The sequence below is a fragment of the Chromobacterium indicum genome (assembly GCF_039708975.1).
GTDB classification, from domain to species: Bacteria; Pseudomonadota; Gammaproteobacteria; order Burkholderiales; family Chromobacteriaceae; genus Chromobacterium; species Chromobacterium piscinae.
This window is the reverse complement of sequence record NZ_JAYFSJ010000008.1, coordinates 37,960-61,046: the sequence shown is the minus strand read 5'-3', so window position 1 is coordinate 61,046 and position 23,087 is coordinate 37,960. Positions and strand designations below refer to the sequence as shown.

Annotated in this window: 22 protein-coding genes and 1 pseudogene; 15 read left to right on the top strand and 8 right to left on the bottom strand. The window is 62.9% G+C overall.

Annotation, left to right across the window (positions count from 1 at the left end; genetic code table 11):
- Window positions 1-7: 7 nt before the first annotated feature.
- From VA599_RS12165 to VA599_RS12155, 3 genes and pseudogenes are all read left to right on the top strand, one after another.
- Complete coding sequence (locus VA599_RS12165; RefSeq protein WP_346788763.1) at window positions 8-946, top strand: FecCD family ABC transporter permease; 939 nt, start codon at window positions 8-10, stop codon at window positions 944-946.
- Between the two features lie 40 nt (window positions 947-986).
- Window positions 987-1,739, top strand: a pseudogene (locus VA599_RS12160) (ABC transporter ATP-binding protein); the annotation flags it as partial.
- Window positions 1,740-1,809: 70 nt separating this feature from the next.
- The gene (locus VA599_RS12155; protein ID WP_021476281.1) at window positions 1,810-2,277 is read left to right on the top strand and encodes a hypothetical protein; all 468 of its coding nucleotides are present in this window, start codon (window positions 1,810-1,812) and stop codon (window positions 2,275-2,277) included.
- A gap of 101 nt (window positions 2,278-2,378) precedes the next feature.
- On the opposite strand, the gene VA599_RS12150 is transcribed toward VA599_RS12155, so the two are convergent.
- From VA599_RS12150 to VA599_RS12125, 6 genes are all read right to left on the bottom strand, one after another.
- On the bottom strand, window positions 2,379-3,920 hold the full coding sequence (locus VA599_RS12150) for a SpoVR family protein (RefSeq protein WP_234004346.1): 1,542 nt from the start codon (window positions 3,918-3,920) through the stop codon (window positions 2,379-2,381).
- Window positions 3,917-5,197, bottom strand: coding sequence for a YeaH/YhbH family protein (locus tag VA599_RS12145; protein WP_021476279.1), 1,281 nt, complete (start codon window positions 5,195-5,197; stop codon window positions 3,917-3,919). Before VA599_RS12145 ends, VA599_RS12150 begins: the two co-directional genes overlap by 4 nt.
- Window positions 5,198-5,346: 149 nt before the next feature.
- Window positions 5,347-7,275, bottom strand: coding sequence for a PrkA family serine protein kinase (locus VA599_RS12140; RefSeq protein ID WP_021476278.1), 1,929 nt, complete (start codon window positions 7,273-7,275; stop codon window positions 5,347-5,349).
- A gap of 303 nt (window positions 7,276-7,578) precedes the next feature.
- Window positions 7,579-7,896 carry a PilZ domain-containing protein gene (locus VA599_RS12135; RefSeq protein WP_104946755.1) on the bottom strand — a complete coding sequence of 106 codons (318 nt, stop codon included), beginning with the start codon at window positions 7,894-7,896 and terminating at the stop codon, window positions 7,579-7,581.
- The gene (locus tag VA599_RS12130; protein ID WP_021476276.1) at window positions 7,883-8,440 is read right to left on the bottom strand and encodes an NUDIX domain-containing protein; all 558 of its coding nucleotides are present in this window, start codon (window positions 8,438-8,440) and stop codon (window positions 7,883-7,885) included. Before VA599_RS12130 ends, VA599_RS12135 begins: the two co-directional genes overlap by 14 nt.
- Window positions 8,427-8,984, bottom strand: a complete 558-nt coding sequence (locus VA599_RS12125; protein ID WP_346788761.1) for a DUF2062 domain-containing protein — start codon at window positions 8,982-8,984, stop codon at window positions 8,427-8,429. The genes VA599_RS12130 and VA599_RS12125 overlap by 14 nt, the downstream gene beginning before the upstream one ends.
- Before the next feature lie 189 nt (window positions 8,985-9,173).
- Between VA599_RS12125 and VA599_RS12120 the strand changes: the two genes are divergently transcribed.
- The 3 genes from VA599_RS12120 (at window position 9,174) to VA599_RS12110 (ending at window position 12,333) form a co-directional block, all read left to right on the top strand.
- A complete protein-coding gene (locus VA599_RS12120; protein ID WP_346788760.1) occupies window positions 9,174-10,958 on the top strand; it encodes an acyl-CoA dehydrogenase C-terminal domain-containing protein in 1,785 nt (594 codons plus the stop codon).
- Between the two features lie 194 nt (window positions 10,959-11,152).
- Window positions 11,153-11,797: a DUF5610 domain-containing protein gene (locus VA599_RS12115; protein ID WP_346788759.1), complete on the top strand. Its 645-nt coding sequence runs from the start codon at window positions 11,153-11,155 to the stop codon at window positions 11,795-11,797.
- A 17-nt stretch (window positions 11,798-11,814) separates the two neighbouring features.
- A complete protein-coding gene (locus VA599_RS12110) occupies window positions 11,815-12,333 on the top strand; it encodes a DUF5610 domain-containing protein (protein ID WP_346788758.1) in 519 nt (172 codons plus the stop codon).
- 47 nt (window positions 12,334-12,380) lie between these two features.
- On the opposite strand, the gene VA599_RS12105 is transcribed toward VA599_RS12110, so the two are convergent.
- Window positions 12,381-13,346: a CE1 family esterase gene (locus VA599_RS12105; protein ID WP_346788757.1), complete on the bottom strand. Its 966-nt coding sequence runs from the start codon at window positions 13,344-13,346 to the stop codon at window positions 12,381-12,383.
- A gap of 162 nt (window positions 13,347-13,508) precedes the next feature.
- Window positions 13,509-14,189, bottom strand: coding sequence for a YecA family protein (locus VA599_RS12100; protein WP_021476270.1), 681 nt, complete (start codon window positions 14,187-14,189; stop codon window positions 13,509-13,511).
- A 738-nt stretch (window positions 14,190-14,927) separates the two neighbouring features.
- On the opposite strand from VA599_RS12100, the gene VA599_RS12095 reads away from it, so the two are divergent.
- From VA599_RS12095 to VA599_RS12055, 9 genes are all read left to right on the top strand, one after another.
- Entirely contained in the window at window positions 14,928-15,398 is a 471-nt protein-coding gene (locus tag VA599_RS12095) for an RICIN domain-containing protein (protein ID WP_081665967.1), read from the top strand.
- A gap of 473 nt (window positions 15,399-15,871) precedes the next feature.
- A complete protein-coding gene (locus VA599_RS12090; RefSeq protein WP_346788756.1) occupies window positions 15,872-16,264 on the top strand; it encodes a MerR family transcriptional regulator in 393 nt (130 codons plus the stop codon).
- 68 nt (window positions 16,265-16,332) lie between these two features.
- The gene (locus tag VA599_RS12085) at window positions 16,333-16,869 is read left to right on the top strand and encodes a GNAT family N-acetyltransferase (RefSeq protein ID WP_346788755.1); all 537 of its coding nucleotides are present in this window, start codon (window positions 16,333-16,335) and stop codon (window positions 16,867-16,869) included.
- A 665-nt stretch (window positions 16,870-17,534) separates the two neighbouring features.
- On the top strand, window positions 17,535-19,253 hold the full coding sequence (locus tag VA599_RS12080; RefSeq protein ID WP_346788754.1) for an AMP-binding protein: 1,719 nt from the start codon (window positions 17,535-17,537) through the stop codon (window positions 19,251-19,253).
- 43 nt (window positions 19,254-19,296) lie between these two features.
- Window positions 19,297-20,391 (top strand): hypothetical protein, encoded by a 1,095-nt coding sequence (locus VA599_RS12075; RefSeq protein ID WP_346788753.1) that lies wholly within the window; start codon window positions 19,297-19,299, stop codon window positions 20,389-20,391.
- Window positions 20,392-20,417: 26 nt separating this feature from the next.
- Window positions 20,418-20,657 carry an acyl carrier protein gene (locus tag VA599_RS12070; RefSeq protein ID WP_021476263.1) on the top strand — a complete coding sequence of 80 codons (240 nt, stop codon included), beginning with the start codon at window positions 20,418-20,420 and terminating at the stop codon, window positions 20,655-20,657.
- 26 nt (window positions 20,658-20,683) lie between these two features.
- Window positions 20,684-21,532 (top strand): hypothetical protein, encoded by an 849-nt coding sequence (locus VA599_RS12065; RefSeq protein WP_346788752.1) that lies wholly within the window; start codon window positions 20,684-20,686, stop codon window positions 21,530-21,532.
- Entirely contained in the window at window positions 21,529-22,077 is a 549-nt protein-coding gene (locus VA599_RS12060; protein ID WP_346788751.1) for a hypothetical protein, read from the top strand. The genes VA599_RS12065 and VA599_RS12060 overlap by 4 nt, the downstream gene beginning before the upstream one ends.
- Before the next feature lie 10 nt (window positions 22,078-22,087).
- Window positions 22,088-23,077, top strand: a complete 990-nt coding sequence (locus VA599_RS12055; protein WP_031296074.1) for a ferritin-like domain-containing protein — start codon at window positions 22,088-22,090, stop codon at window positions 23,075-23,077.
- Window positions 23,078-23,087: the final 10 nt, after the last annotated feature.

Sequence of the window (23,087 nt, the reverse complement as noted above, 5' to 3'; positions counted from 1 at the left end):
CTTCATCTTGCTTCCCCTGCTCGGCCTCACCGCTCTAGCATCCCTGCTGCACCACAGCCAATTGCGGCCCGCCAGTCTGCTCGATCTGGATCCGCAGCCGGCTCTGGAATGGCAGCTGCTGCTGGAACTGCGCCTGCCGCGGCTGCTGGCCGCCGCATCCGCCGGCGCGCTGCTGGCCAGCGCCGGCTGCGCGGTGCAGGCCCGCTTCCGCAACCCGCTGGCCGAGCCTGGCCTGATCGGCATCAACAGCGGTGCCGCTCTGGCCGCGGCCCTGGCCCTGAGCCTGGGCGCGAGTCTGTACGGCGTGGCGGTGGCTGGTTTCGCCGGTGGCCTGGCCGCTCTGCTTCTGGCCCGGCTATTGGGCGACGATAAGGACGGCAACCGGCTGATTCTCAGCGGGCTGGCGGTCAGTACCCTGCTCGGCAGCCTGCTGACCCTGCTGATCACCATGCTGCCGGACGGCTCTCTGCGCGTAGTGACCTTCTGGCTGATGGGCAGCTTCGCCAGCGCCGAGTGGCCGCTGGCCCTGGCGCTGGCCGTGTCCGCGCCTCTGGTCTGGCTGGCGCTATTCAGCCACTGGCGCTTCCTGAACGCCTTGCAACTAGGGGAAAGCGCTGCCTTCCATCTGGGCTTTTCCGTGCGCGGGCAGGAATGGCGCATCGTGCTGCTGGCCGCGCTCGCGGCCGGCCTGGTGGTATCCGGCTGCGGCATGATAGGTTTCGTCGGTCTGATGGCGCCGCATCTGGCGCGCCAGCTGCTCGGCAGCGACTCCCGCCGGCTGCTCGCCGTCTCCCCGCTGCTGGGCGCCTGGCTGACCGTCAGCGCCGACTGGCTGGCCCGCTCGCTGCTGGCGCCGGCGGAATTGCCGGTCGGCGTGATCACCAGCCTGCTGGGCGCGCCGTTCTTCCTATGGCTGCTTCGCCGCCAGGGACCTCGCCATGCTTGAAGCCCGCGGCCTGTCGCTGAGCAAAGGCGGCCGAATCTTGCTGGCCGATATAGACCTGACGCTGCGCCCCGGCGAGCTGCTAGCCGTGCTGGGACCCAACGGCGCCGGGAAAAGCAGCCTGCTCAAGCTGCTGTCCGGCCTGTGGCAGCCGGACCAAGGGAGCATTCTGCTCGCAGGACAGCCGCTGGCGCGGATGCGCAGCGCGGAGCTGGCCGGCTGGCGCGCCGTCGTCGAACAACACCCCGTGACGCCGGACGGCTGGCGCGGGGCGGAGCTGGTGGCCGCCGGCGCCTACCTGCGCCCGGAAGCCGGACGGCAACGCGTCGACGCCGCCGTGGCCGAGGCGCTGCGCCTCAGCGATGCCGCCGACCTGGCCGATCGATACCTGACCCACCTCTCCGGCGGAGAGCGGCAAAGGCTGCAACTGGCGCGGGCGCTGTGCCAGCTGCTGCTGTCGCCCCGGCCCGAACGCTATCTGCTGCTGGACGAACCCACGGCGGCCCAGGATTTTGCGATGGCAGACGCGCTGATGGCCCGGGTCCGGGCACTGGCCGGTGAACTGGGCATCGGCGCGCTGGCGGTGGTGCACGACCTCAACCTGGCGCTGCGCCACGCTGACCGGGTGCTGCTGCTGAACGACGGCCGCGCGGCTGGCTGCGGCGACAACCGCGAGATGATGCAGCGCGAACGGCTGGAAGCCGTCTACGGCGTACGGCTGGCCGAATTGGCCCACCCCGAGCAACCGTGGCGCGCTTTCATCCCCATGCCTGGACAAACGCCCCCGCAAGCCTGACCCGTATTGCATTCGCCAGGCAAACCTGCGATCCTGACCATCTCGCATCCACAACCGGAAGAGAGAAGTCATGCCGCTGCTAGCCGCTCTGCAATCGCTTCCCAACCAGTTCTGTGGCGAAGGCATCAACCACGAAGACCAGACCTTCACCGGCTGCCTGCACTGGCAGGCCTTGCCCGGCCAGCGCGCGCTGCTGCTGCACTACACGGCCAGCGGCACCGACGGCGAAATCCTGCATCGAGAAACCACTCTGCTCGGCTACCTGCCCGATGGCACGCTGTGCCTGTGGCCGGTGATGGACGAGCTGCCCTATGTGCTGGCCCACCCCGCGATACGCCAGGCGGAGGGCGGACACGGAGTGCTGGAAGTGGTGTTCGCCAGCGGCCCCCGCAGCCTGAGCGAGCATTTCCGCCAGGAAATCACCATCCGCGTCGAGGCCAATGGCCAACTGTTGTACGCCCAGGCCTGGGGCGAACCCAACGGCAGCTTCGAAGACCGCTCCCACTGCCGGCTGTCGCCGGTGGCCGGAACCGCCTGATCACCGCCTGGAGCCGGGCCGGCCTCCCGGTCAAACTGACAGGGAAAAGAAAACGGACGGCGCGCCCGCGCCATCCGTTTCGTTTCACATCCCCAAAGTCTTCAGGCTGTTTCAGTCTCTCTCACCGCCTGCACCTCGTACACCTGCTTGACCTCGCCGTTGATGTCCACGCTCTCCAGCCGCACGTCGAAACCCCATAGCCGGCACACATGCTTCAGCACTTCCTGCGCGCTCTGTTCCTCCAGCGGCCGGCGGTTGTGCATGGTGTGGCGCAGCGTCAGGCTGCGGTCGCCGCGCATATTGACCGACCACACCTGGATATTCGGCTCGCGCGAGCCCAGATTGTATTGCTCGGCCAGCTTGCTGCGGATGTCCCGATATCCTTCCTCGTCGTGAATGCTGGAAATCTCCAGCTTGTCGTCGCGGTCGTCGTCGCGGATCGAAAAGAAGCGGAAATCGCGGATCAGCTTGGGCGACAGGTACTGGGAGATGAAGCTTTCATCCTTGAAGTTTCGCATCGCGAACTCAAGCGACTCCCGCCAGTCGCTGCCCGCCAGATCCGGAAACCAGGCCCTATCCTCGTCGGTCGGCTCCTCGCAGATGCGCTTGATGTCCTGATACATCGCGAAACCCAACGCATAGGGATTGATCCCGCTGTACCAGCGCGCGGTGACCGGCGGCTGAGACACCACATTGGTATGGCTCTGCAGGAATTCCAGCACGTAGCCATCGGTGATCAGGCCTTTGTCGTAAAGACGATTCATGATGGTGTAGTGCCAGAATGTCGCCCAGCCCTCATTCATCACCTGGGTCTGCCGCTGCGGATAGAAGTACTGGGCCACCTTGCGAACGATGCGCACCACCTCGCGCTGCCAGGGCTCCAGCAGCGGCGCCGACTTCTCGATGAAGTACAGGATGTTCTCCTGAGGCTCGGCCGGGAAGCGCGGCGGCATCTTGTCGCCGCCATCCTTGTCGCGCTTCGGTATCGTGCGCCACAGGTCGTTCACCTGCATCTGCAGATAGTGCTCGCGCTCTTCCTGGCGCGCCTGCTCCTTGGCCAGCGACAGCTTCTGCGGCCGCTTGTAGCGGTCGACGCCGTAATTCATCAACGCGTGGCAGGAGTCCAACAGCTCCTCCACCTCGTCGATGCCATAGCGCTCCTCGCACTTCATGATGTAGCTCTTGGCGAACACCAGATAGTCGATGATGGCCGAGGCGTCGGTCCAGGAACGGAACAGGTAGTTGCCCTTGAAGAAGCTGTTGTGCCCATAGGCGGCGTGGGCGATCACCAGCGCCTGCATCATCATGGAGTTCTCTTCCATCAGATAGGCGATGCAGGGGTTGGAGTTGATCACGATTTCATAAGCCAGCCCCATCTGGCCGCGCTTGTAGCTCTTCTCCGTGGAGACGAAGTGCTTGCCGTAGCTCCAGTGGTTGTAATTGACCGGCATGCCCACCGAGGCATAGGCATCCATCATTTGTTCGGCGGTGATGATTTCCAGCTGGTTGGGATACACGTCCAGCTTGAATTCGCCCACGGCGATCTCTCGTATCGCTCGGTCGTATTCGCCGACCAGGTCGAAAGTCCATTCCGACCCTGTGGAAATCGGCGTCATGCCCTCCCCCTTGCGCGTCCGTTTCATGCCGACACCCTCCCATTCGCCGGCTGGCGCTTGAACAGCTCCCGGAACACCGGATAAATGTCGGATGCGGAGCGGATTTTCTGCATCGCGAACTGCGGACACTGAGCCTTGACCTTCAGGTACTCGTACCACAGGTTCTGCGGCTCGCCTTCGGTGATCTCGATGTAGGCGAAATACTGGCAGTACGGCAGCAGGTTCTCTTCCAGAATACGGCCGCAATTGGCCGAGTCGCTGTCCCAGTTGTCGCCGTCGGACGCCTGGGCGGCGTAGATGTTCCACTCGCTGCTGGCGTAGCGCTTGCGGATGACGTCGCTCATCAGATTCAGCGCCGACGACACCACGGTGCCGCCGCTCTCGCGGGAATGAAAGAAATCCTGCTCATTGACCTCAACCGCGCTGGTATGGTGGCGGATGAACACGACTTCGATCTTCTCGTAATTCCGCTGCAGGAACATGTACAGCAGGATGAAGAAGCGCTTGGCCATGTCCTTCTTCTGCTCGTCCATCGAACCGGACACGTCCATGATGCAGAACATCACCGCCTGGCTGGTCGGTTTGGGCTGCTTGACGCGGTTGTTGTAGCGCAGATCGAACGGGTCGATCCACGGAATGCTGGCCAGCCGCTCCTTCATCTGGTGGATGCGCTGCCGCCTGTCGCGCACTTCCATCGCGTTGTCGTCGTCGGACTCGATCAGAGTATCGAGCTCCTCTTCCGCCTCGTCTATGCTGCTGAGCGTCGGCGCGGCCATCGCCACCCGACGCGCCAACGCGCCGCGCAGCGAACGAACGATGTTGATATTTGTGGGGGTGCCGTCGTTGGTATAGCCGGCGCGCACCGTTTTCATTTCCTCGATGCCCATCAGCTGCGTCTTGACCAGGTTGGGCAGGGCCAGGTCGTCGAAGAACACGTTCATGAATTCCTCGCGCGACAACTGGAACACGAAATCATCCTCGCCCTCGCCGTCCTGGCTGGCTTTGCTGCCGCCGCCGCCGGCACCGCCCTGGGGCCGCGGCATGCGATCCCCCTTGATGAACTCCTCATTGCCAGGGTGAATGTTCTCCCAAACGCCGCCCTTTCCATGATGGAAGCTGGGCTCGGAAATGTCCTTCACCGGGATGGATACCTTTTCCCCGCTCTCGATATCAGTGATGCTCCGCCCCTTGATCGCCTTGGAGACGGCTTCCTTGATTTGCGCCTTGAAACGGCGAAGAAAGCGTTCACGATTGACCGCCGACTTGTTCTTGCCGTTGAGGCGTCTGTCTATGATATGGGACATCGCCACCTCTCTGGCGCGCTGCTGGCGGCTGCCGGCGTCCCGCAGGAAGCCGTGCCGATCGCCGCGCGCGGTTGTGTCTCCTTGTCGCCGGACCGCGCGGATCCGGCGCCTCCTGCCGGCCCGGCGCTGGCCGGGCCGGCTCGGGCGGCTTATGAGGATTTGCGCACGCGCAGGTACCACTCGCACAACAGCCGCACCTGCTTCGCGGTATAGCCCTTCTCCACCATGCGGTTGACGAAGTCCTCGTGTTTCTTGGCATCCTCGGTGCTAGCCTTGGCGTTGAAGGAAATCACCGGCAGCAGCTCCTCGGTGTTGGAGAACATCTTCTTCTCTATCACCGTGCGCAACTTCTCGTAGCTGGTCCAGGTAGGATTCTTGCCGCCGTTGTTGGCGCGGGCCCGCAGCACGAAGTTGACGATCTCATTGCGGAAATCCTTGGGATTGGAAATTCCCGCGGGCTTCTCGATTTTCTCCAGTTCGGCATTAAGAGACGTGCGGTCGAAAATTTCGCCGGTATCCTGATCGCGATATTCCTGATCCTGTATCCAGTAATCGGCGAAAGTCACATATCGGTCGAAAATGTTCTGCCCGTATTCGGAATAACTTTCCAGATAGGCGGTTTGAATTTCCTTGCCGATGAATTCAACGTATTTCGGCGCCAGATATTCCTTCAGGAAAGTCAGGTATTTCTGTTCCGTCTCAGCCGGGAATTGTTCGCGCTCGACCTGCTGCTCTATTACATACAGCAAGTGCACCGGATTGGCGGCCACCTCGCTGTGATCGAAGTTGAACACCTTGGACAGAATCTTGTAGGCGAAGCGCGTCGACAAACCGCTCATGCCTTCGTCCACGCCGGCGTAATCGCGGTATTCCTGCAGCGACTTGGCCTTGGGGTCGGTATCCTTCAGATTCTCGCCGTCGTACACCTGCATCTTGCTGTACAGGCTGGAATTTTCCGGTTCCTTCAGACGCGACAGCACCGCGAACTGGCCCATCATCTTCAGCGTGCCCGGCGCGCACGGCGCCTTGCCCAGCGAGGAGTTGCGGATCAGCTTGTCGTAGATCTTGATTTCCTCGGCCACGCGCAGGCAATAAGGTACCTTGACGATGTAGATCCGGTCGAGGAAGGCTTCGTTGTTCTTGTTGTTGCGGAACTGCTTCCACTCGCTCTCGTTGGAGTGCGCGAGAATGATGCCGTCAAACGGAATCGCGCCGAAGCCCTCGGTGCCCTTGAAGTTGCCTTCCTGGGTGGCGGTCAGCAACGGGTGCAGCACCTTGATCGGCGCCTTGAACATTTCGACGAACTCGAGCAGGCCCTGATTGGCCAGACACAAGCCGCCGGAGTAGCTGTAGGCGTCCGGATCATCCTGCGCGTACTTCTCCAGCTTGCGGATGTCCACCTTGCCCACCAGCGAGCTGATGTCCTGGTTGTTCTCGTCGCCCGGCTCGGTCTTGGCTACGGCCACCTGGCGCAACACCGACGGATAGCGCTTGACCACGCGGAACTGGCCTATATCGCCGTTGAACTCGTGCAGGCGCTTCACCGCCCAAGGGCTGGGAATCGGCTTCAGGTAGCGGCGCGGGATTCCATACTGCTCCTCCAGGATGGAACCGTCCTCATCGTAGCTGAACAGCGATAGCGGAGACTCGTTGACCGGGCTGCCCTTCAGGCAATAGAACGGCACCAGCTCCATCAGCTCTTTCAGCTTCTCGGCGATCGACGATTTGCCGCCGCCCACCGGCCCCAGCAAATAGAGAATCTGCTTTTTCTCTTCCAGGCCCTGGGCCGCGTGGCGGAAATAGGCGACCACCTGCTCGATCACCTCCTCCGTGCCGTAGAAGTCACGGAACGCCGGGTAAACCTTGATGACTTTGTTGGAAAAAATGCGGGACAGCCGCGAATCGTGGCGGGTATCCACCAACTCGGGCTCGCCGATGGCGGTCAACATGCGCTCGGCCGCGGTGGCGTAAGCCCCCGGATCTTTCTTGCACAGCTCCAGGTACTCCTGGATCGTGTACTCCTCCTCGCGGGTCTTGTCGTATCGCACTGCGTAGTGACTGAAGATATCCGGGTGCATGACTCTCTCCTGGCTGGTAGCAGGGGCCGGGCGCGCTGCAACTCGCAATCTGCCTTTCCCCTTGCTGAATTAGAGTACTGACTGTGTCTCCGGTTCTATTTTGGGTATAGCATAGCAGCGCCAATCAACCGGACAAAAGCCGGTCTGAACCGGGTTCAGGCAGTGCCGAGAACATTGTGCGGGGGAAGCCTTTGAATCAATGGATTTTTTTAATTGCGGATTTTTGTAACAATAGATGAAGCTTAGTAAATTCTTGTAATGCCTACTGAAATTAGTGCGGAAAAGCGATGAATATCTCGCCGCTCAGGTTTTCCGCACCAGAATGCGCACGCCTATTTCATAAATCAGTCCGCGCTGCACTTCATTGCAGCGTTTGACCTCCACCTCGGCCTCGAACGGCTTGCCCGAAGTGGCGCCAACGCCGGGCACCAGCACGATCACGCTGAGCCGTTCGCCGAATTGCGGCACGAAGGCAGAGCGCAGGGCCATGCCGTCCACCGACAAGTCCACGCACTCCCCGTAAAACGTCTGCCCGCTCAGCAGCGACTTGATGCGGGCCTTGCACCCCATGCTGACCCGGCGGCCGCGCCGCCGGTCGTAATACGCGTCAAATCTCGACACCCCGCATCCTCCCGCCCAGATAGGCCGCCAGCCAGTGCAGGCCGACAATGGATTTGCTGTCGCAAATTTCGCCGGTCAGCGTCATGTTCATCGCGGCGTCCAGAGGCACTGTCAGCACTTCCAGAAACTCGCCGGCGTCCAGTTGCCTCTCGCTAAGCATAAGTTCTTGCGCGAGGTAATAGCTGATTTTTTCGTTGGAATATCCGATGCAGGGATGCGCGGTGCCCAGATAGGTCCAGCGGCCTGCCCGGTAACCGGTCTCCTCCAGGAGCTCGCGCCGGGCGGTCTGCTCCGGCGCTTCGTCCGGGTCGATTTTGCCGGCCGGTATCTCGATGAACTCGCGGCCAGCCGGATAACGGTATTGCCGCTCGAGCACCAGCTCGCCCTCCGGCGTGATCGCCAGCACGGCCACCGCGCCGGGATGAAGAATGTATTCGCGCGAGGATTCGTTGCCATCCGGCAGGGCTACCCGGTCCTTGCGCACGCTGATGAATCCGCCCTGATAGACCAGTTCCGACGACAACCGTTTTTCAACGAGATCCACACTTCGCCTTTCTATCGTTCCATGCGCTGACCACCGCCCAGCGCCACAATACCCGGGTGGCCAGATATCCCGCCGCGCCCAGGGTCGCTCCCAATGCCGGCATGCCCACCAGCAGCGGCCAGCCCAAATCAATCAACCACCCCAGCGTCTGCCGCACCCAGGCCGCCGGCCCCAGCGCGAGCAAACCCGGGGGCGCCGTCATTGTAGCCGCCGCATCCGAACCCAGCAGCCATCGTCCATAGCAATAGGCCAAATAGTACAGCGGCAGCACGGTCAGCGGATTGCTGTACAGCGAAACCACCATCGCCGCCGGAATGTTCACCCGCAGCAGCAAGGCCAGCGCCAGCGCCGTGGCCTTTTGCGTGAAGCCCGGCATCACGCCCGAATACAGCCCTACCGCCACGCCCATCGCCACCTTGCGGCGATTGAACGACCAATAGGCCGGCCGGTCCAGATACGGCGCCAGCCGCCGCATGCCTGGGCGCGCGAACCAATTGTGCCGCGCCGCCGAAAAGCGGCGCATCTTGCGTTTAAGCCAGGTCATTCCATTTCTTGCCGTCGCGTTGCCGTTAAACCACACCCCCGCCAAGGCGCGAGCGCGATTTAGTTGTCAAAATCCCGGGAATAATTTAAACAAGCGTTTGAATGAATACCCCAGCCTACACAGGGTCTCATCATAACAACGTATCGCCTTGGCACGCACCAGGCGGCGCCAACCAACTGGAGAAACCGAATGCCCGCTTACAAAGCCCCCCTGCGCGATTTTGATTTCGTTCTCAACGAGTTGATCAAGGTACAGGACATCATCCCCACATTGCCGGGATATGAAGAAGCCACCCAGGACATCTTCAGCGCCTACCTGGAACAAGCAGCCCAATTCTGCGAATCCGAACTCGCGCCGCTGAACCGCCAGGGCGACGAGGAAGGCTGTCACTATGACAGCGCCACCAAATCTGTCACCACTCCAGCCGGCTTCAAGGAAGCGTACAAGCAGTATTGCGAGCTGGGCTTCCCGGCGCTGGACTGCGACCCGACCTTTGGCGGCCAAGGCCTGCCCAAGAGCCTGGGCTTCCCCATCATGGAGATGCAATGCTCGGCCAATGTGGCGTGGTCGATGTACCCGGGCCTGTCGCACGGCGCCTATTCCGCCATCCACGCCCACGGCACCGACGAGCAGAAGGCGACCTACCTGCCCAAACTGGTGGACGGCAGCTGGACCGGCACCATGTGCCTGACCGAGCCGCACTGCGGCACCGACCTGGGCCTGCTGAAATCCAAAGCCGAGCCTCAAGCCGATGGCAGCTACCTCATCAGCGGCACCAAGATCTTCATCTCCGCCGGCGAGCACGACCTGTCCGACAACATCATCCACTTGGTGCTGGCCCGTCTGCCGGACGCGCCCAAGGACGTGAAGGGCATCTCGCTGTTCATCGTGCCCAAATACCTGAAGGACGGCAGCCGCAACGCCGTCGCCTGCGGCAGCCTGGAACACAAGATGGGCATCAAGGCCAACGCCACCGCGGTGATCAATCTGGACGGCGCCAAGGGCTGGCTGATCGGCGAAGCCAACAAGGGCCTGTCCTGCATGTTCACCATGATGAACGCCGCCCGCCTCGGCTGCGGCATGCAGGGCCTGGGCTTGGGCGAAGCCTCGTTCCAGGGCGCGCTGGCCTATGCCCGCGAGCGGCTGCAGATGCGCGCCTTGAACGGCGCCCAGCGCCCCGACAAGCCGGCCGACCCTATCATCGTCCACCCCGACGTGCGCCGCATGCTGCTGACCCAGAAAGCTTACACCGAAGCCGGCCGCGCGCTGGCCGGCCTGCTGGCGCTGCAGCTGGACATCGAGGACAAGCATCCGGACGCCGCCGTGCGCGCCGACGCCGCCGACCTGGTCGCGCTGCTGACCCCGGTGGCCAAGGCCTTCATGACCGATAACGGCTTCGCCGCCGCCAACCACGGCGTGCAGGTGTTCGGCGGCCACGGCTACATCCGCGAATGGGGCATGGAGCAACTGGTGCGCGACGCCCGCATCTCGCAGATCTACGAAGGCACCAACGGCATCCAGGCGATCGACCTGCTGGGCCGCAAGGTGTTGCTGGACCAGGGCGCCAAGCTGCGCAAGTTCACCAAGCTGATCCACAAGTTCTGCCAGCAGCACGAAGGCCACCCCCAACTGGGCGAATTCGCCAATCCTCTCGCCAAGCTGATGAAGGAAGTGGGCGAGCTCACCATGGGCGTGGGCATGGCCAGCCTTCAGGACAAGGATGAAGCCGGCGCGGCAGCTTCCGACTACTTGCGCCTGATCGGCCACTTGACCTACGCCTGGCTGTGGGCGCGCATGGCAGAAGTGTCGTTCGCCAAGCTGGGCCAGGGCGACGACGCGTTCTACAACGCCAAGATCGCCACCGCCCGCTTCTACTACGCCAAGCTGCTGCCGGAAGCCGAAGCGCTGAAAGCCAGCATCAAGGCCGGCGCCAAGCCGCTGATGGCGCTGGACGAGGAACACTTCGTCTTCTAAGCATCGACGCATCGTTGTTGCACAGGCCGCGCCCAGGCGCGGCCTGTGTCATTTTAATCAGCAAAATCACTTACTTGCCCACCCCACCCCCAAGTTTTCGGCCGGATTGCCGATATCGGGGCATACTGGAGTTGTCTTCTTAACCACCACAAGCGTGCGCCAGCCAAATAACGACGCGCCGACAGGAGTCCGTGATGTCGATATCCTCTCTGAACAACAATCAGCCCGGCCAGGCCGGCAGCGCGCTCCCGGCCCAGACTGCCGCCTACAGCGCCCAAAACTCCCGCAACCAGCTCAATTCGGTGCTGGTGCAATCGCTGGATGTGTCGATCAGCAGCGGCAAGCAGTCTCAAACCCTGCTGTTCCACGCCTCGCTCACCAATATCACCCAGATTCTCAACGCCGATTTCTCCAGCCAGGATGGCTCGCAGCAAACTCAGGGCAGCGCGTCTCTGCAGATCAGCAGCACCCAGCTGAGCATTTCCATCCAGCAGGACGGCCAGAGCGACGACAACTCGCCGGAAGCCACCTCCAAGCGCATCCTGGACGGCGCCACCAGCATGTTCGCGCTGTACCAGCAACAGCATCCCGAACTCAGCGCCGACGACCAGGCCAAAAACTTCGTCAACCTGATCCGCCAGGGCTTCGAACAGGGTTACGGCGAAGCTACCGACATCCTGAAAAGCCTCAAGGTATTCAACGGCGACGTGCAAAGCGGGGTGGAAAAGACCAAGGACCTGGTCGAAAAAGGCCTGGACGCCTTCCTGAAAAGCAACCTGTCCTCCAGCGCCCAATCGGCCTCGTCCGGGACGGGAACCAGCCAGGCCAGCGCTAGCTGAGCCTGCGGGAGACGGCGATGGCGGAGGATAATGATATCGCCGTGCAACCGATCCGCGGCGTGCAGCCGCGGCCGGCCGGCAATCATGAGCCGTTCGCTGTCTCATACCGGACCGGCCAGCACGGCGGCAAGCCCGCGGGAGAGGACAGCGCCGACATCAGCCTCAGCCAGGGCGCGCAAGCCGCCGAGCTGCTGTTCAGCGCGGCCATGGATCAAATCTCCCGCTTGGCCGGCCTGGACGTCGAACCGGTGCTGCCGCCGGAAAACGAACTGACCGGCGGCAGCCACAGCCAGCGCCTGCTGCTGGGCATGGAAATCCTGCTGGAGCTTTATCGCCGGCAGCGCGAAGACCTATCCTCTCAAGCGCTGCTGCAGGCGTTCGCTCCGCTGGCTCGCTCCGGACTGGAGCGTGGCTATCAGGAAACCTGCCAGGTGCTGCGCCAGTTGAACGTCTATACGCCCGTCGTCGCCGGCCAGCTGCAGGGCCTGCTTCTGCTGACCCAGCAGTTGTTCGAGGAACGGCTGCTGGCTGTCTAGCCCCTCCTCTCGAATCTCAAGGCCGCGGGCCTCCGACGGCGATGAGCTCACGGTTTTCTCTGGTCGCGAAACAGCTTCCAGGCCAGCTCCGCCGACTCCACATCGCCATTCTGATGCCCCAGCAGATGCGTGTAGAGCGTACCGACCCGGTGGGCCACGCTGGGTTCGACATGGCCGCCGCCGCTGATGGTCAGCAGCAACACTCTGCGCCCCGGGCCATCCTCCCCCCATTGCGTCAGCGTGGCCCGTGTCGGATCGCCGGCGCTCGCATGCGGCAGCTGCGCGGTGACATGCGGGATGTCCGGCAGATCGTCCAGCCGACGCCAAAACGCGGCGCTGTCCGCCACCGGCATCACCTCGCCCCGACCTTTCTCGTCGAACAGGCGAACCTGCCCGCCTGCATAGGGCACTACCGGGTCTGCGGTGCCGGCGATGATCAGCGCGGACAAGGGATGGCTGGGCGCGGCGCAGCCGCTGCTGCGCGCCATCGACGCGCCGACGGTGGCGAAAGCCGCCAGGCCATCGCCCAACTCGCTGGCCAGGCGGAAGACCATCATGCCGCCATTAGACATGCCCATTGCATAGACTCGCGCCGGATCGGCGCCGCGCTCGGCAACCTCGCGCCGGATGATGGCGGCGACTAGGCCAACATCGTCGGTCTGCGGACTCTTGGCCGCGTCGGCCCGGCAATCATGCCAACCCTGCTTTCCGTCGCCGCCACGCGCGCCGTCGGGAACCGCCAGCAGCAAGCCTTCGCGGTCGGCGATCTCCATCCATTGCGACAGCGGCGCCGCGCCCGCCTCCAGGCCCAGCAGCTGGCGCGCCGAACCGCCGTGCCCATGCAGCAGAATCACCAGCGGACGCTTGCCTGCCGGCAAGGAATGCGGCGTCACCCGCAGATAATCGCGCGCGCCTTCCGGAAGCTGAATCCGCATCGACGCCACCTCCGCGCCCAGCGAAGCGGCGGCGGCCAAAGCGGCCGCTACGCCGCAGAACCACGTTTTCCAATCCATCGCCGCCTCCCTGGACCGCCGGCCCCTCTCGCCATGATTTCGTTCTATCACCCGCACAGGCTTCCGGCCAGCGCCATACCAACCTGCCAAACCGGGTCCCGCAGCGGCAGAAAACAAAAAAGCGGACCGAAGTCCGCTTTTGCCATGGTACTGACTGTCGCCTCAGTTGGCACCGCAGCAGGCCTTGTATTTCTTGCCGCTGCCGCACGGGCACTGATCATTGCGGCCCACCTTGTCGCCTTCGCGGCGAACGGTGGTGGGCGCCTGGTCCTTGGCGCGCCAGTAGGCGAACACCGCGGCCAGCGCGTCGCTCAGCTCGCCTTTGTAGCCGTCGACTTCTTCGTCGGTGAAAGTCAGCAAATCTTCGCCGCCTTCCTCGTCCTCGAAGGCGCCGCCCAGCACCAGCATCGGCATCATCAGGCTTTCGAAGCCCTCATCCTCTTCCGCCACTTCGAACCAGTCAGTGTCGACCAGATCGAGCGCGTACAGGTAGGCGTTGGCCCACGGCCAGTAGTCCGGCTCGCCCTCTTCGCCGCTGTCTTCCTCGGCGTACAGGATCAGGTCCAGCTCTTCGCCCGCCGCCAGCGCGTCGCGGGTGGCATCGAACAGTTTCTGCAGCAGGGCCTTCAGCTCGACTTCGTCGGCCTGGTTTTCGAAAGCCGGCGCGTCGCCCAGTACTTCCGGCAGCCAGAAGTCAGTGTCCACCGCGTCCGGACCGCTGACCAGTGCGGAGAAGAAGCCCTGCACCTCGTCCGGGCGCATGGTGCTGCCGCTGGCCGACAGCGGAGTCAGCAGAGTTTCGAGACGGGTCAGGTCTGCGTCATTGAAAACGGTTGCGGTCATGGTGTGATTCCTCTGGATGTATCTGGTCTGGCGGCATTGTAAGCCAAAAGCGCGGCGGCGGCCTCGCATTTCGACTAGCGTTCTTGTCCTCGATCAGGCCATCCTGGCGTCGTTCAGACTCAACTTTTCCACCATCGTCCTCCACATCAGGCATTTCTGGATTTTGCCGATGGCAGGCATCGGGAAACAACCGACAAGCTCGATGTAGCGATGAGTCTTGCAATGGGCGTTCCATCCCTGGCAAAAAGAACAGTGATGATTTCACACCGCGTCTTCGCTGCGTCCAAGCGACTCGCACGCCCCCTCCCCGCGAAGACATTGCATTTTGCCCCTTATCAGCCCTGGCAGCCCTCCGCAATGCCTCAGTTGCTTGCCAGAGCTACAGAGCTCTCCCTCATTGCGACGCAATGCCACTAGCTTTCCGATGTCAGCCACGATTCCCTGAACGCCGCTTTATCCATCTGTATTTTCCCTTCGGCAATACGAATCACTTACCCATTAAAAACAATAACTTACATCAGTAAACATACCAACTTGAATGGACAAAATCAGACTCCATACTCACGTGGCAGTAAAGCATTCGCTCTGGCAGTCATGTTGCGCCGATAAGCAGCCATCGGCAGTAAGAAACACCCATGCTCCACGTCTCCAGCCATATCAGGAAACCGAAGCCGGATATTTCGATATCAAATGTGACCGCTAACGAATCCTGATTGACTCTCTGATTTGGAGATTGACATGAAGAAAACGACACATTCCGTATTGATGGGCTTGGCCATACTTGGGAGCGCATCCCTGTTCAGCGTCGCTGCGCATGCCGCCACGGTGATCGGTCATGGCGGCAATTGTCTGGATGTCAGCGGAGGCGGCACGGCCAATGGCACCAATGTCCAGATGTGGCAATGCCAGCCCGGAAACGGCAACCAGCAATGGATACTCAGCCAGGGAAGAATCATTTGGGCAGGCACCAGCAAATGCCTGGATGTCTCCGGCGGAGGCACCGCCAACGGCACCAATGTCCAAATCTGGGATTGCCAAGCAGGCAACCGCAATCAGCAATGGTCGACCGACTCCAACTTTCCCGGCAGGATTGTCTGGGTCGGCGGCAAATGCCTGGATGTCAGCGGCGGCGGGACCACGAACGGCACCAACGTTCAGGTATGGGATTGCATGTCAGGCAACGATAATCAAGTATGGGTAGTGCGATAAAACGCTCAGGAGTCGTCAACGGCAGTCTTAGCTGCCGTCTCCTCCTATCCGCCAGATGCGGGACGCCTTCTGTGGTCCCGCATTCTTGACGCGGTACGAACACCTGGCGCCAAGCTCAGAACAAGGTGCGCAAGCCTCCTTCATCAACCTGCTCACTCAACAAAATGGCTGAGCCGTGCCCCTCGCTCCACATCATGATCCGACACATAGGCCCCGCTGCCCGGAAACGCGCCTTCAGGCAAATATCTGAATCCACGCGGCCACGCATTCTTCAATACCCTGCTGGCCCGCCTCGCCTAACGGGACACTCATTCCCCCTGTCGATCATGACTGGCCGCAGCGCTTGCGATGCGGTTTTTCGGCAACGGCGCTCTTCAAATCTTGAATGAACAATTGACGGTTACGTAAACGTAAATCAAGCTTTCAGCAAGCCGCGTGGGAAAAACGCTACAATCGCGCCTGTAAGGAAATCCATGAACCAAGCCGAACTATTCACCATCTCCGACCTGGCGCGCGAATTCGACGTCACCCTGCGCACCATCCGCTTCTATGAAGAGCAAGGCCTGATCGAGCCCCAGCGCGACGGCCGCCAACGCCTGTTCACCCGCCGCGACCGCGCCCGGCTGAGGCTGATCCTGCGCGGCAAGCGCATCGGCCTGTCGTTGGCGGAAATCCGCGAAATCATAGACATGTACCAGCTGGCCCACGACGAAGCCAGCCAGTCCCAGAAGCTATTGGACCTGCTGCTGGCCCGGCGGCGCCAGCTGGAAGAGCAGCGCCGCGACATCGACGCGGTGCTGGACGAGATCGGCACGCTGGAAGCGCACTGCCGCGGCGTGATCGCCAGCGACGGCGCGGCGGCCTGACCCAACAGATTATTGCATTGGCATTTTCGCTTCGGCAGAATGATGGCCCCGATTCAGGAGATGCCGTCATGCCCAGCCCATACACCGCCCCATACACGCTGCAACCGCTCACCCCCGAGCGCGCCGAGGCGTTCTGGCAGTTGACGGACAGCGTGGCCAGAGAGCGGCGCTACATGCCATTTCTGGAAATCGCGCAAGCGGACTCGGCGGAATACGTGCGCAGCCAACTAGCCAGCCAAGCGCCGCATTTGTTGTTGCTGGACGGCAACCAGGTCGTCGGGTGGTGCGATGTCACCCTTCATCGCCTTCCCAGTTGTCAGCATGGCGGCACATTGGGCATGGGCTTGCTTCCCCGCTACCGCGGCATGGGCCTGGGCGGGTGGCTGCTGGAAAGCACATTGCACTTAGCGGAACAGCGCGGCCTCCGCCGTCTGGAGCTGACCGTGCATGAAGATAATCTCAACGCGATCAAGCTTTACGAAAAGCATGGTTTCCAACTGGAAGGCCGCAAGCGCAACGCAGTACGCATCGATAGCCGCTATAAAAACGTCCTGATGATGGCTCGCTTGAGCGCCGACGCCGCGCCAGGCAATCCTCGGCCCTGAATTCCCATACCGTGGCGGCTTACCGCCACGATCTCCGCCGGGGATCCTCTACCCGGATCAAGCTTCGCAGAAACTGTCAACCAGTATTTGTGGCATTCCAACGATCCCAATAGCAATCCGATTTCCGCACCAACATTAATAACAATGCCATTAATATTTCACTGCACTTCCATTTTCCCTGCGCCTGGAAAATATCAATCATTAGAACAAAACTAACAATTCCAATTAGCCTAGATAACATTGCCAATAATTACATGACACTCCGCGCCTAACTATCGAAGAGGCCATCCCCCCTCCAGCCATCACGCATCAAATCACGCCCCTCAGCTTCCAAACCATATCTTTCAATCACAAATCCAATAGAGGGTAAATTTTTCAGCCAATTTTTGGCTTATTTCAGCTAAAAATCCGGCATGAATTTGATCAACGAGAAATATAGCTTCTCGTTTTCCCATTCAAAACTTTCGAAAAACAAACCCAGAAATATACTCAAAAACCTGTCCTAGATAACAGGTCACACCAAAGCAACGTGGTCGTATTATTTTCGAAAAAATAAAATGATAATTTCATAAAAAATAAAATCAAACCCTTATCCGCATGATGCAACGCCAGAATAACGTTTAGTAGAACTGCAGGAGATTCGGAAATTGCAGACCCACGCATCAATGACGGACGCCATTCTATCTTCGCTGGAACATTCCCAGTCGGGCGTAGAGCGACACATCGCCATATTTGAGGAAAATGGCGAAGAAAAACGAATCTCCCATGCCGATCTGGCCCGGCGCGCGCTGGCCGTCGCCGCGGCCCTGCGCGAATTGGGCGCGTCGCGCAACGATCTCATCATCCTGGCACTGCCCGCCTCCATCGACCATCTGCTGCTGCAAACCGGCTGCGCGCTGCTAGGCGCCCTGCCCTGTACCGCGCCGTTGCCGGGCCGGACGCAAGCCGACTCTTCGCGCAACCAGATCCATCTCGCCTGCCGGCTGTTCTCGCCGCGCCTGCTGATCGCGGCGCCGCCTCAGGCCGACATCCTGCGGCAACAACTCGCCGGGCTGCCGGTGCGCGTGCTCTCCACCATGGAGGTGGAGCTGGCAGCCGAGGCCGCCGGTTCAATCCAGCCTTTCCGCGCCAGCCCGGACGATGCCCACCACGTGCAACTGACCTCCGGCTCCACCGGCCGCCCCAAAGCCGTGGTGCTGAGCCACCGCAACGTCATCGACAATGTGCGCGGCATCGGCGGCGTCGTCGGCTATGATCCGGCGCGCGGCGACGCCTCCGCCAGCTGGTTGCCGCTCTACCACGACATGGGCCTGGTCACGCTGCTGTCCAATCTTTACTACCAGGCGCCGCTGCTGCTGATGCAGCCGTCCGGCTTCATCCGCAATCCGCTGGGCTGGCTCAAGCGCATCGCCTCCTTCGGCGCCACCACCACGGCCACGCCCACCTTCGGCCTGCAATACTGCGTGCGCCGCTACCGCGCCGCGTCCATGCAGGACGTCGATCTCTCCTGCCTGCGCAACATCTTCATCGGCGCCGAGCGGGTCGACCTAGCCTGCCTGCAGGAGTTTTCCCGGGTGTTCGAAGCGCACGGGCTATCCCGCTCCGCGCTGCAGCCGTGCTACGGCATGGCGGAAACCACGCTGGCCGCCACCATGCACGACGCCACCGCCGGTTACGACCGCCAGTCGTTTACCTATTTGATTCCCGACCGGATCGATTCCGACGCCCTCGTCGCTGACGCCGTCGCCCGCCCCGCCGACGCGCGGACGCGCGCCGCGGAAACGGTGCTGGCGATGGGCAAGCCGATTCCCGGCATGTCGCTGCGCGTGGTCGACGCCAACGGCGCCGAGGCCGCGGCCCGCAAGATCGGCGAGATCCAGCTGCGCGGCAGTTCGCTGATGTCCGGCTATCTTCCCGCCGAAGGGCAGAACGAGCCCTACCGGCCGGGCGAATGGTTCGCCACCGGCGACCTGGGCTATCTCGCCGACGGCCAGCTGTTCGTGCTCGGCCGGCAGAAGGAAATCATCATCATCCGCGGCAGCAACTATTTTCCCCACGAAATAGAAGACGCGCTGGCCGCCCATCCGCTGCTGGCAGGCGGCAACGCCATCGCCGCCACCGGCGTCTACGACGAAACCCAGGGCACCGAGAACCTGATCGCGATGATCGAATTCGATCGCGAAGACCAGCAAACCGCGCTGCGGGCCGAACTGCAAGCCATGCTGCGCGAGCGCTTCGGCTTCGGCGCCCACGCCATCGTCTTCGTCGCCAACGGCAGCCTGCCGCGCACCACCAGCGGCAAGCTGCAAAGGCTGAAATGCCGTGGCCTCTACATCGAACAGGCCTTGCGCGACGTGGATCAGGAAACCGCGACGACGGCCTGACGGCGGCCCCCGCGCCCTACCCTCACAATCAAACGGAAGCCCCATGCACACCACCACTCCGCTGGCGGACGGCGCCACCGCGCCCGCCACTCAGGCCACCAGCTTGCCGGAACTGGCCGCCCAGCCCGTGCTGCAGCGGCTGCGCAGCTACGGCGAAGCGCCAGCCGGCCTTGCCGCCATCGTGGCGCGCGCCTCGGCCCGTCTGCTGGATTCAGACATGCTGATCCGGCAGACGGCGCAGCCATTCGCCGCGCCGGAAGCCAGCGCGCACGCGCCGGTGCCGCTGGAGCACCGCGAGCACGCGCTCAGCGAAAGCATACTGGGGCAGATACGCCGCGATGGCCTGGCGCCGCACTACAAGCCCTTCATGCGCACCTTCGCCCGCATCCTGTTTTCGCTGTTCCTGACGCCGGACCAATACGACCGGGCCTGCGCCTGCATAGACAGCGGCAACAATCTGCGCTTCCTGATGAGCGACGCCGGCGGCCCGACGCTGGGCAGCTGGCGCACCGTGGCCCAGCCCGACGGCGATGGCTTCAAGCTGCGCATAGACAAGGTCTGGGGCATGTATGCCAACCTGGACGGCATGGCCATCGTCGCCGCGCGTACTCCGGGCAGCTTCTTCCCATCTGCTTTCCTGGTCTGGCCCGAACAGTACGCGACGCTGCAGCGCAGCCTATGCGGCGACAGCTTCCTCGACGACGTGGTGCAGCTGGGCAATGTGCGCGGCGAAGTGACGGTGGCCGCCGCCGACAAGCTGAAGGCCGGCGGCCCGGCGGCGCTGAACAAATACCTGACCACGGTGCGGCCCTACCTGGTTCGCGCGCTGATGGCCCACGTCGAATGGCTGCACGGCCAGGGCCGGCTCCGGCTGGGCGAGGACGAGCGCGCGGCGCGCGACTTCATCGCCGCCGCCGCCCGCGCCAAGACCCAGACCGGCACTTACGCCGCCGAGGACGTGCACAAGGTGCTTGCGCTGAAGTTCGCCTCCAATGAACTGCTGCTGCATCTGGCATCCAGCGGCGCCGTCGAACGCTTCGCCGACCAGCGCGACCTGCTGGCCTTCACCAAGATGGAAGGCAGCTCCTACCGCTGCTACCACGAGCTGCGCGCCGCCGCGCGCGCGCAAAACGCCTGATCCCCCCCTCAACTAGGAGAAACACCATGTCCGAAACCATCAACACCCTGGAAATGCTGCGCAAGGAAACCGCCAAGATCCTGAACGTGGAAACCGTGGACACCCACGTCGGCCTCGGCGAGCTGGGCATCGACTCCCTGAACGTCGTCGAGCTGATCGTGTTCTGCGAGCAGCTGTACGGCTCGATCGACCCGGAGCAGCTGAACATCACCCAATTCACCACGCTGGAGCAGCTGGACGCCCAGCTGCAGCAGCAAACCGCCTGATCGCCACGCCTAGGCCGGGGACCGCCATGACCGAACCGCAAACGCCGCCCGCTTTCCGGGTCGACGTCGTCGCCTACCGCCAGACGGAAACGCCGTTCGTCTCGGCGTCGGTGCCCTTGGCCGAAGCAGCCGCCGAACTCGGCCGACGCGCGGGCGTCGAGGCCGACCGCCATGCGGCGGGCGCCCGCATCGACGACTACATCGTCACTTCCACCGTGCTGTCCCAGTACCTGGCCGACGACACCCCGGAAGCGGAACGCTTCCGCCAAGCCATCGCCGACGGCTGCGGCCGCGAGCCGGACTGGATCACCAATGGCTACGAATGCACCGGCTGGGGCTATATCCTGCGCCACGTCAAAGACAAGGCCAGACTGACCGGCCCGCGCCGACTGCTGCTGCAGATCGTCGACGTCGACATCCACAATTTCGCCTTCTGGCGCGGCACCAGCCGCTGGGGCCGCTCCGGCTTCGGCATCGCCACGCTGCTGCTGGACATCCACCCGGACGGCGACGACGGCGCGCTGTTGCTGGGCACCGCGCCCCAAGCGCACGCGCTGACCATGATGGGCCGCGCGCTGGGCCGCTTCACCGTGCCCCGCCCCGGCACCCCGCTGGCGTTGCCCTTCTTCCCCGAAGCCACCCGCCATGCGCTATTCAAGAGCTTCAACGCCGCCGCCGCCCACCCCGACCACTACCCTCGCTTCGGCCATGCCTTCGGCAGCGACCCGTGGCTATCGCTGCTGGCGGAAATGGAGGCTGGAGAAGATTACGCCGGCGGGCGTTGCGTGCTGGCCTCGCTGGCGCTGAACGGCTATTTCTCCATCGCCGAACTGGCCTTCGCGCCGGACCTGCGCCACTCGCTGGAGGCCGCATGACACCGCAGCAAACCCTGGCGCTGCGCCTGACGCGCAACCCCGACCACGGCCGCGCCGCGCCTTGCGCCAGCGTCAATCTGCCGCTGCTTGAAACACAGGATTACGCGCGCCGCCACGCCTACGCGCGCGCCAACCCGGCGCCGGTGCTGGTCAACCACCGCCAGTACTACGCGCTGCTGGACCGCCTGGTCCGGCAAGCATGGCCTGGACTGGGCGAGCGCTGCCGGCTGTTCGTGCAGCTGCGGCTGCCGGCGATGGACCTGGCGCTGCCGGCCTCGCTGCTAGACGCGCGGGTGACGGTGGGAGCGGGCCTGGCGCGGGAGGCCGCGCAGCGCGCCGGCCTCGATCCGGCGCCGGTGGCCTGGATCGCCGCCGAGCGCGTACGACGCGACCTGTGGGACGCCGGCGACAACACGCTGCGCCTGGCTTTCTGGAACGCAGGCCAGCCCGATCCGGCCGCCCTGCTCCTGCCCGCGCTGGACGCGCTGGCGCCCCGCTTTCTGGATCTGACCGACGGCGGCCCTGCCGCCGACGCCACGCGATAGAGGAATCGATATGCAAGCGACGCTAGAGACGCGGATGGATGCCGCCCAGCCGTATAAATGGAACTTCGCGCTGGACGCATTCATGTCCGAAAACTACGACTTCGGCGACGACAGCCTGAACGCCATTTACCAGAAAGCCAAGGCCAACCAGTGGGACGTCAACACCGATCTCGACTGGAGCAGCGAGCTGAGCGCCGACAACCCGCTGGGCATGCCGGACGGCACGCTGCTGATCTACGGCAGCGATGTCTGGAACAAGCTGGACGCCAAGGGCCGGGCCGAAGTGCGCCACCATTCGCAAGGCTGGACCCTGTCCCAGGTGCTGCACGGCGAACAGGCGGCGCTGATCTGCGCGTCCAAGCTGGCGGTGGCCGAGGAAAGCCTGTCGGCGCGGCTGTGCGCTGCCGGCCAGATCATGGACGAAGCCCGCCACATCGAGGCTTTCGGCCGCCTAGTCAACGACAAGCTGCCGATCAGCTATCCGATGAGCCAGTCGCTGAAGAGCCTGCTGGGCGACACCATCACCAGCAGCCATCTGGACATCACCAATCTCGGCATGCAGGTGCTGGTGGAAGGCATCGCGCTGTCGCTGTTCCAGAGCATCGTCGCCTACACCCAGGACCCGTTCATCCGCGACCTGGTCACCCGCATCCAGCGCGACGAGGCCCGCCACTTCGCCATCGGCCGCATCACGCTGTGCCGCGTCTACAAGGAGATGACGGACACCGAGCGCAAGGAGCGCGAGGAGTTCGTCGCCGAAGGCGCCCACACCCTGCATGAACACCTGTGCGCCGACGACATCTGGGAGCCGATGGGCCTGTCGAAGAAAGAGTGCGGACACCTGGTGCGGAACTCCCCGGTCACCAGCTCGATGCGCCGCTCCATCTTCCGCCGCCTGGTGCCCACCATACGCGAGATGGGCCTGCTCAGTCCGCGGGTGCAGCGGGTGTTCGAGCAGCTGCAGGTGATGGACTACGCCGCCATGCCGCTGCCGGCCTGAGGAGGATAAC

Excerpts from the sequence above, each read along its gene's own strand:
- VA599_RS12155 (WP_021476281.1), top strand. The coding sequence starts at position 1,810 with ATGCCGCTGCTAGCCGCTCTGCAATCGCTTCCCAACCAGTTCTGTGGC.
- VA599_RS12150 (WP_234004346.1), bottom strand. The coding sequence starts at position 3,920 with ATGAAACGGACGCGCAAGGGGGAGGGCATGACGCCGATTTCCACAGGG.
- VA599_RS12145 (WP_021476279.1), bottom strand. The coding sequence starts at position 5,197 with ATGTCCCATATCATAGACAGACGCCTCAACGGCAAGAACAAGTCGGCG.
- VA599_RS12140 (WP_021476278.1), bottom strand. The coding sequence starts at position 7,275 with ATGCACCCGGATATCTTCAGTCACTACGCAGTGCGATACGACAAGACC.
- VA599_RS12125 (WP_346788761.1), bottom strand. The coding sequence starts at position 8,984 with ATGACCTGGCTTAAACGCAAGATGCGCCGCTTTTCGGCGGCGCGGCAC.
- VA599_RS12120 (WP_346788760.1), top strand. The coding sequence starts at position 9,174 with ATGCCCGCTTACAAAGCCCCCCTGCGCGATTTTGATTTCGTTCTCAAC.
- VA599_RS12115 (WP_346788759.1), top strand. The coding sequence starts at position 11,153 with ATGTCGATATCCTCTCTGAACAACAATCAGCCCGGCCAGGCCGGCAGC.
- VA599_RS12110 (WP_346788758.1), top strand. The coding sequence starts at position 11,815 with ATGGCGGAGGATAATGATATCGCCGTGCAACCGATCCGCGGCGTGCAG.
- VA599_RS12105 (WP_346788757.1), bottom strand. The coding sequence starts at position 13,346 with ATGGATTGGAAAACGTGGTTCTGCGGCGTAGCGGCCGCTTTGGCCGCC.
- VA599_RS12100 (WP_021476270.1), bottom strand. The coding sequence starts at position 14,189 with ATGACCGCAACCGTTTTCAATGACGCAGACCTGACCCGTCTCGAAACT.
- VA599_RS12095 (WP_081665967.1), top strand. The coding sequence starts at position 14,928 with ATGAAGAAAACGACACATTCCGTATTGATGGGCTTGGCCATACTTGGG.
- VA599_RS12090 (WP_346788756.1), top strand. The coding sequence starts at position 15,872 with ATGAACCAAGCCGAACTATTCACCATCTCCGACCTGGCGCGCGAATTC.
- VA599_RS12085 (WP_346788755.1), top strand. The coding sequence starts at position 16,333 with ATGCCCAGCCCATACACCGCCCCATACACGCTGCAACCGCTCACCCCC.
- VA599_RS12080 (WP_346788754.1), top strand. The coding sequence starts at position 17,535 with ATGACGGACGCCATTCTATCTTCGCTGGAACATTCCCAGTCGGGCGTA.
- VA599_RS12075 (WP_346788753.1), top strand. The coding sequence starts at position 19,297 with ATGCACACCACCACTCCGCTGGCGGACGGCGCCACCGCGCCCGCCACT.
- VA599_RS12070 (WP_021476263.1), top strand. The coding sequence starts at position 20,418 with ATGTCCGAAACCATCAACACCCTGGAAATGCTGCGCAAGGAAACCGCC.
- VA599_RS12065 (WP_346788752.1), top strand. The coding sequence starts at position 20,684 with ATGACCGAACCGCAAACGCCGCCCGCTTTCCGGGTCGACGTCGTCGCC.
- VA599_RS12060 (WP_346788751.1), top strand. The coding sequence starts at position 21,529 with ATGACACCGCAGCAAACCCTGGCGCTGCGCCTGACGCGCAACCCCGAC.
- VA599_RS12055 (WP_031296074.1), top strand. The coding sequence starts at position 22,088 with ATGCAAGCGACGCTAGAGACGCGGATGGATGCCGCCCAGCCGTATAAA.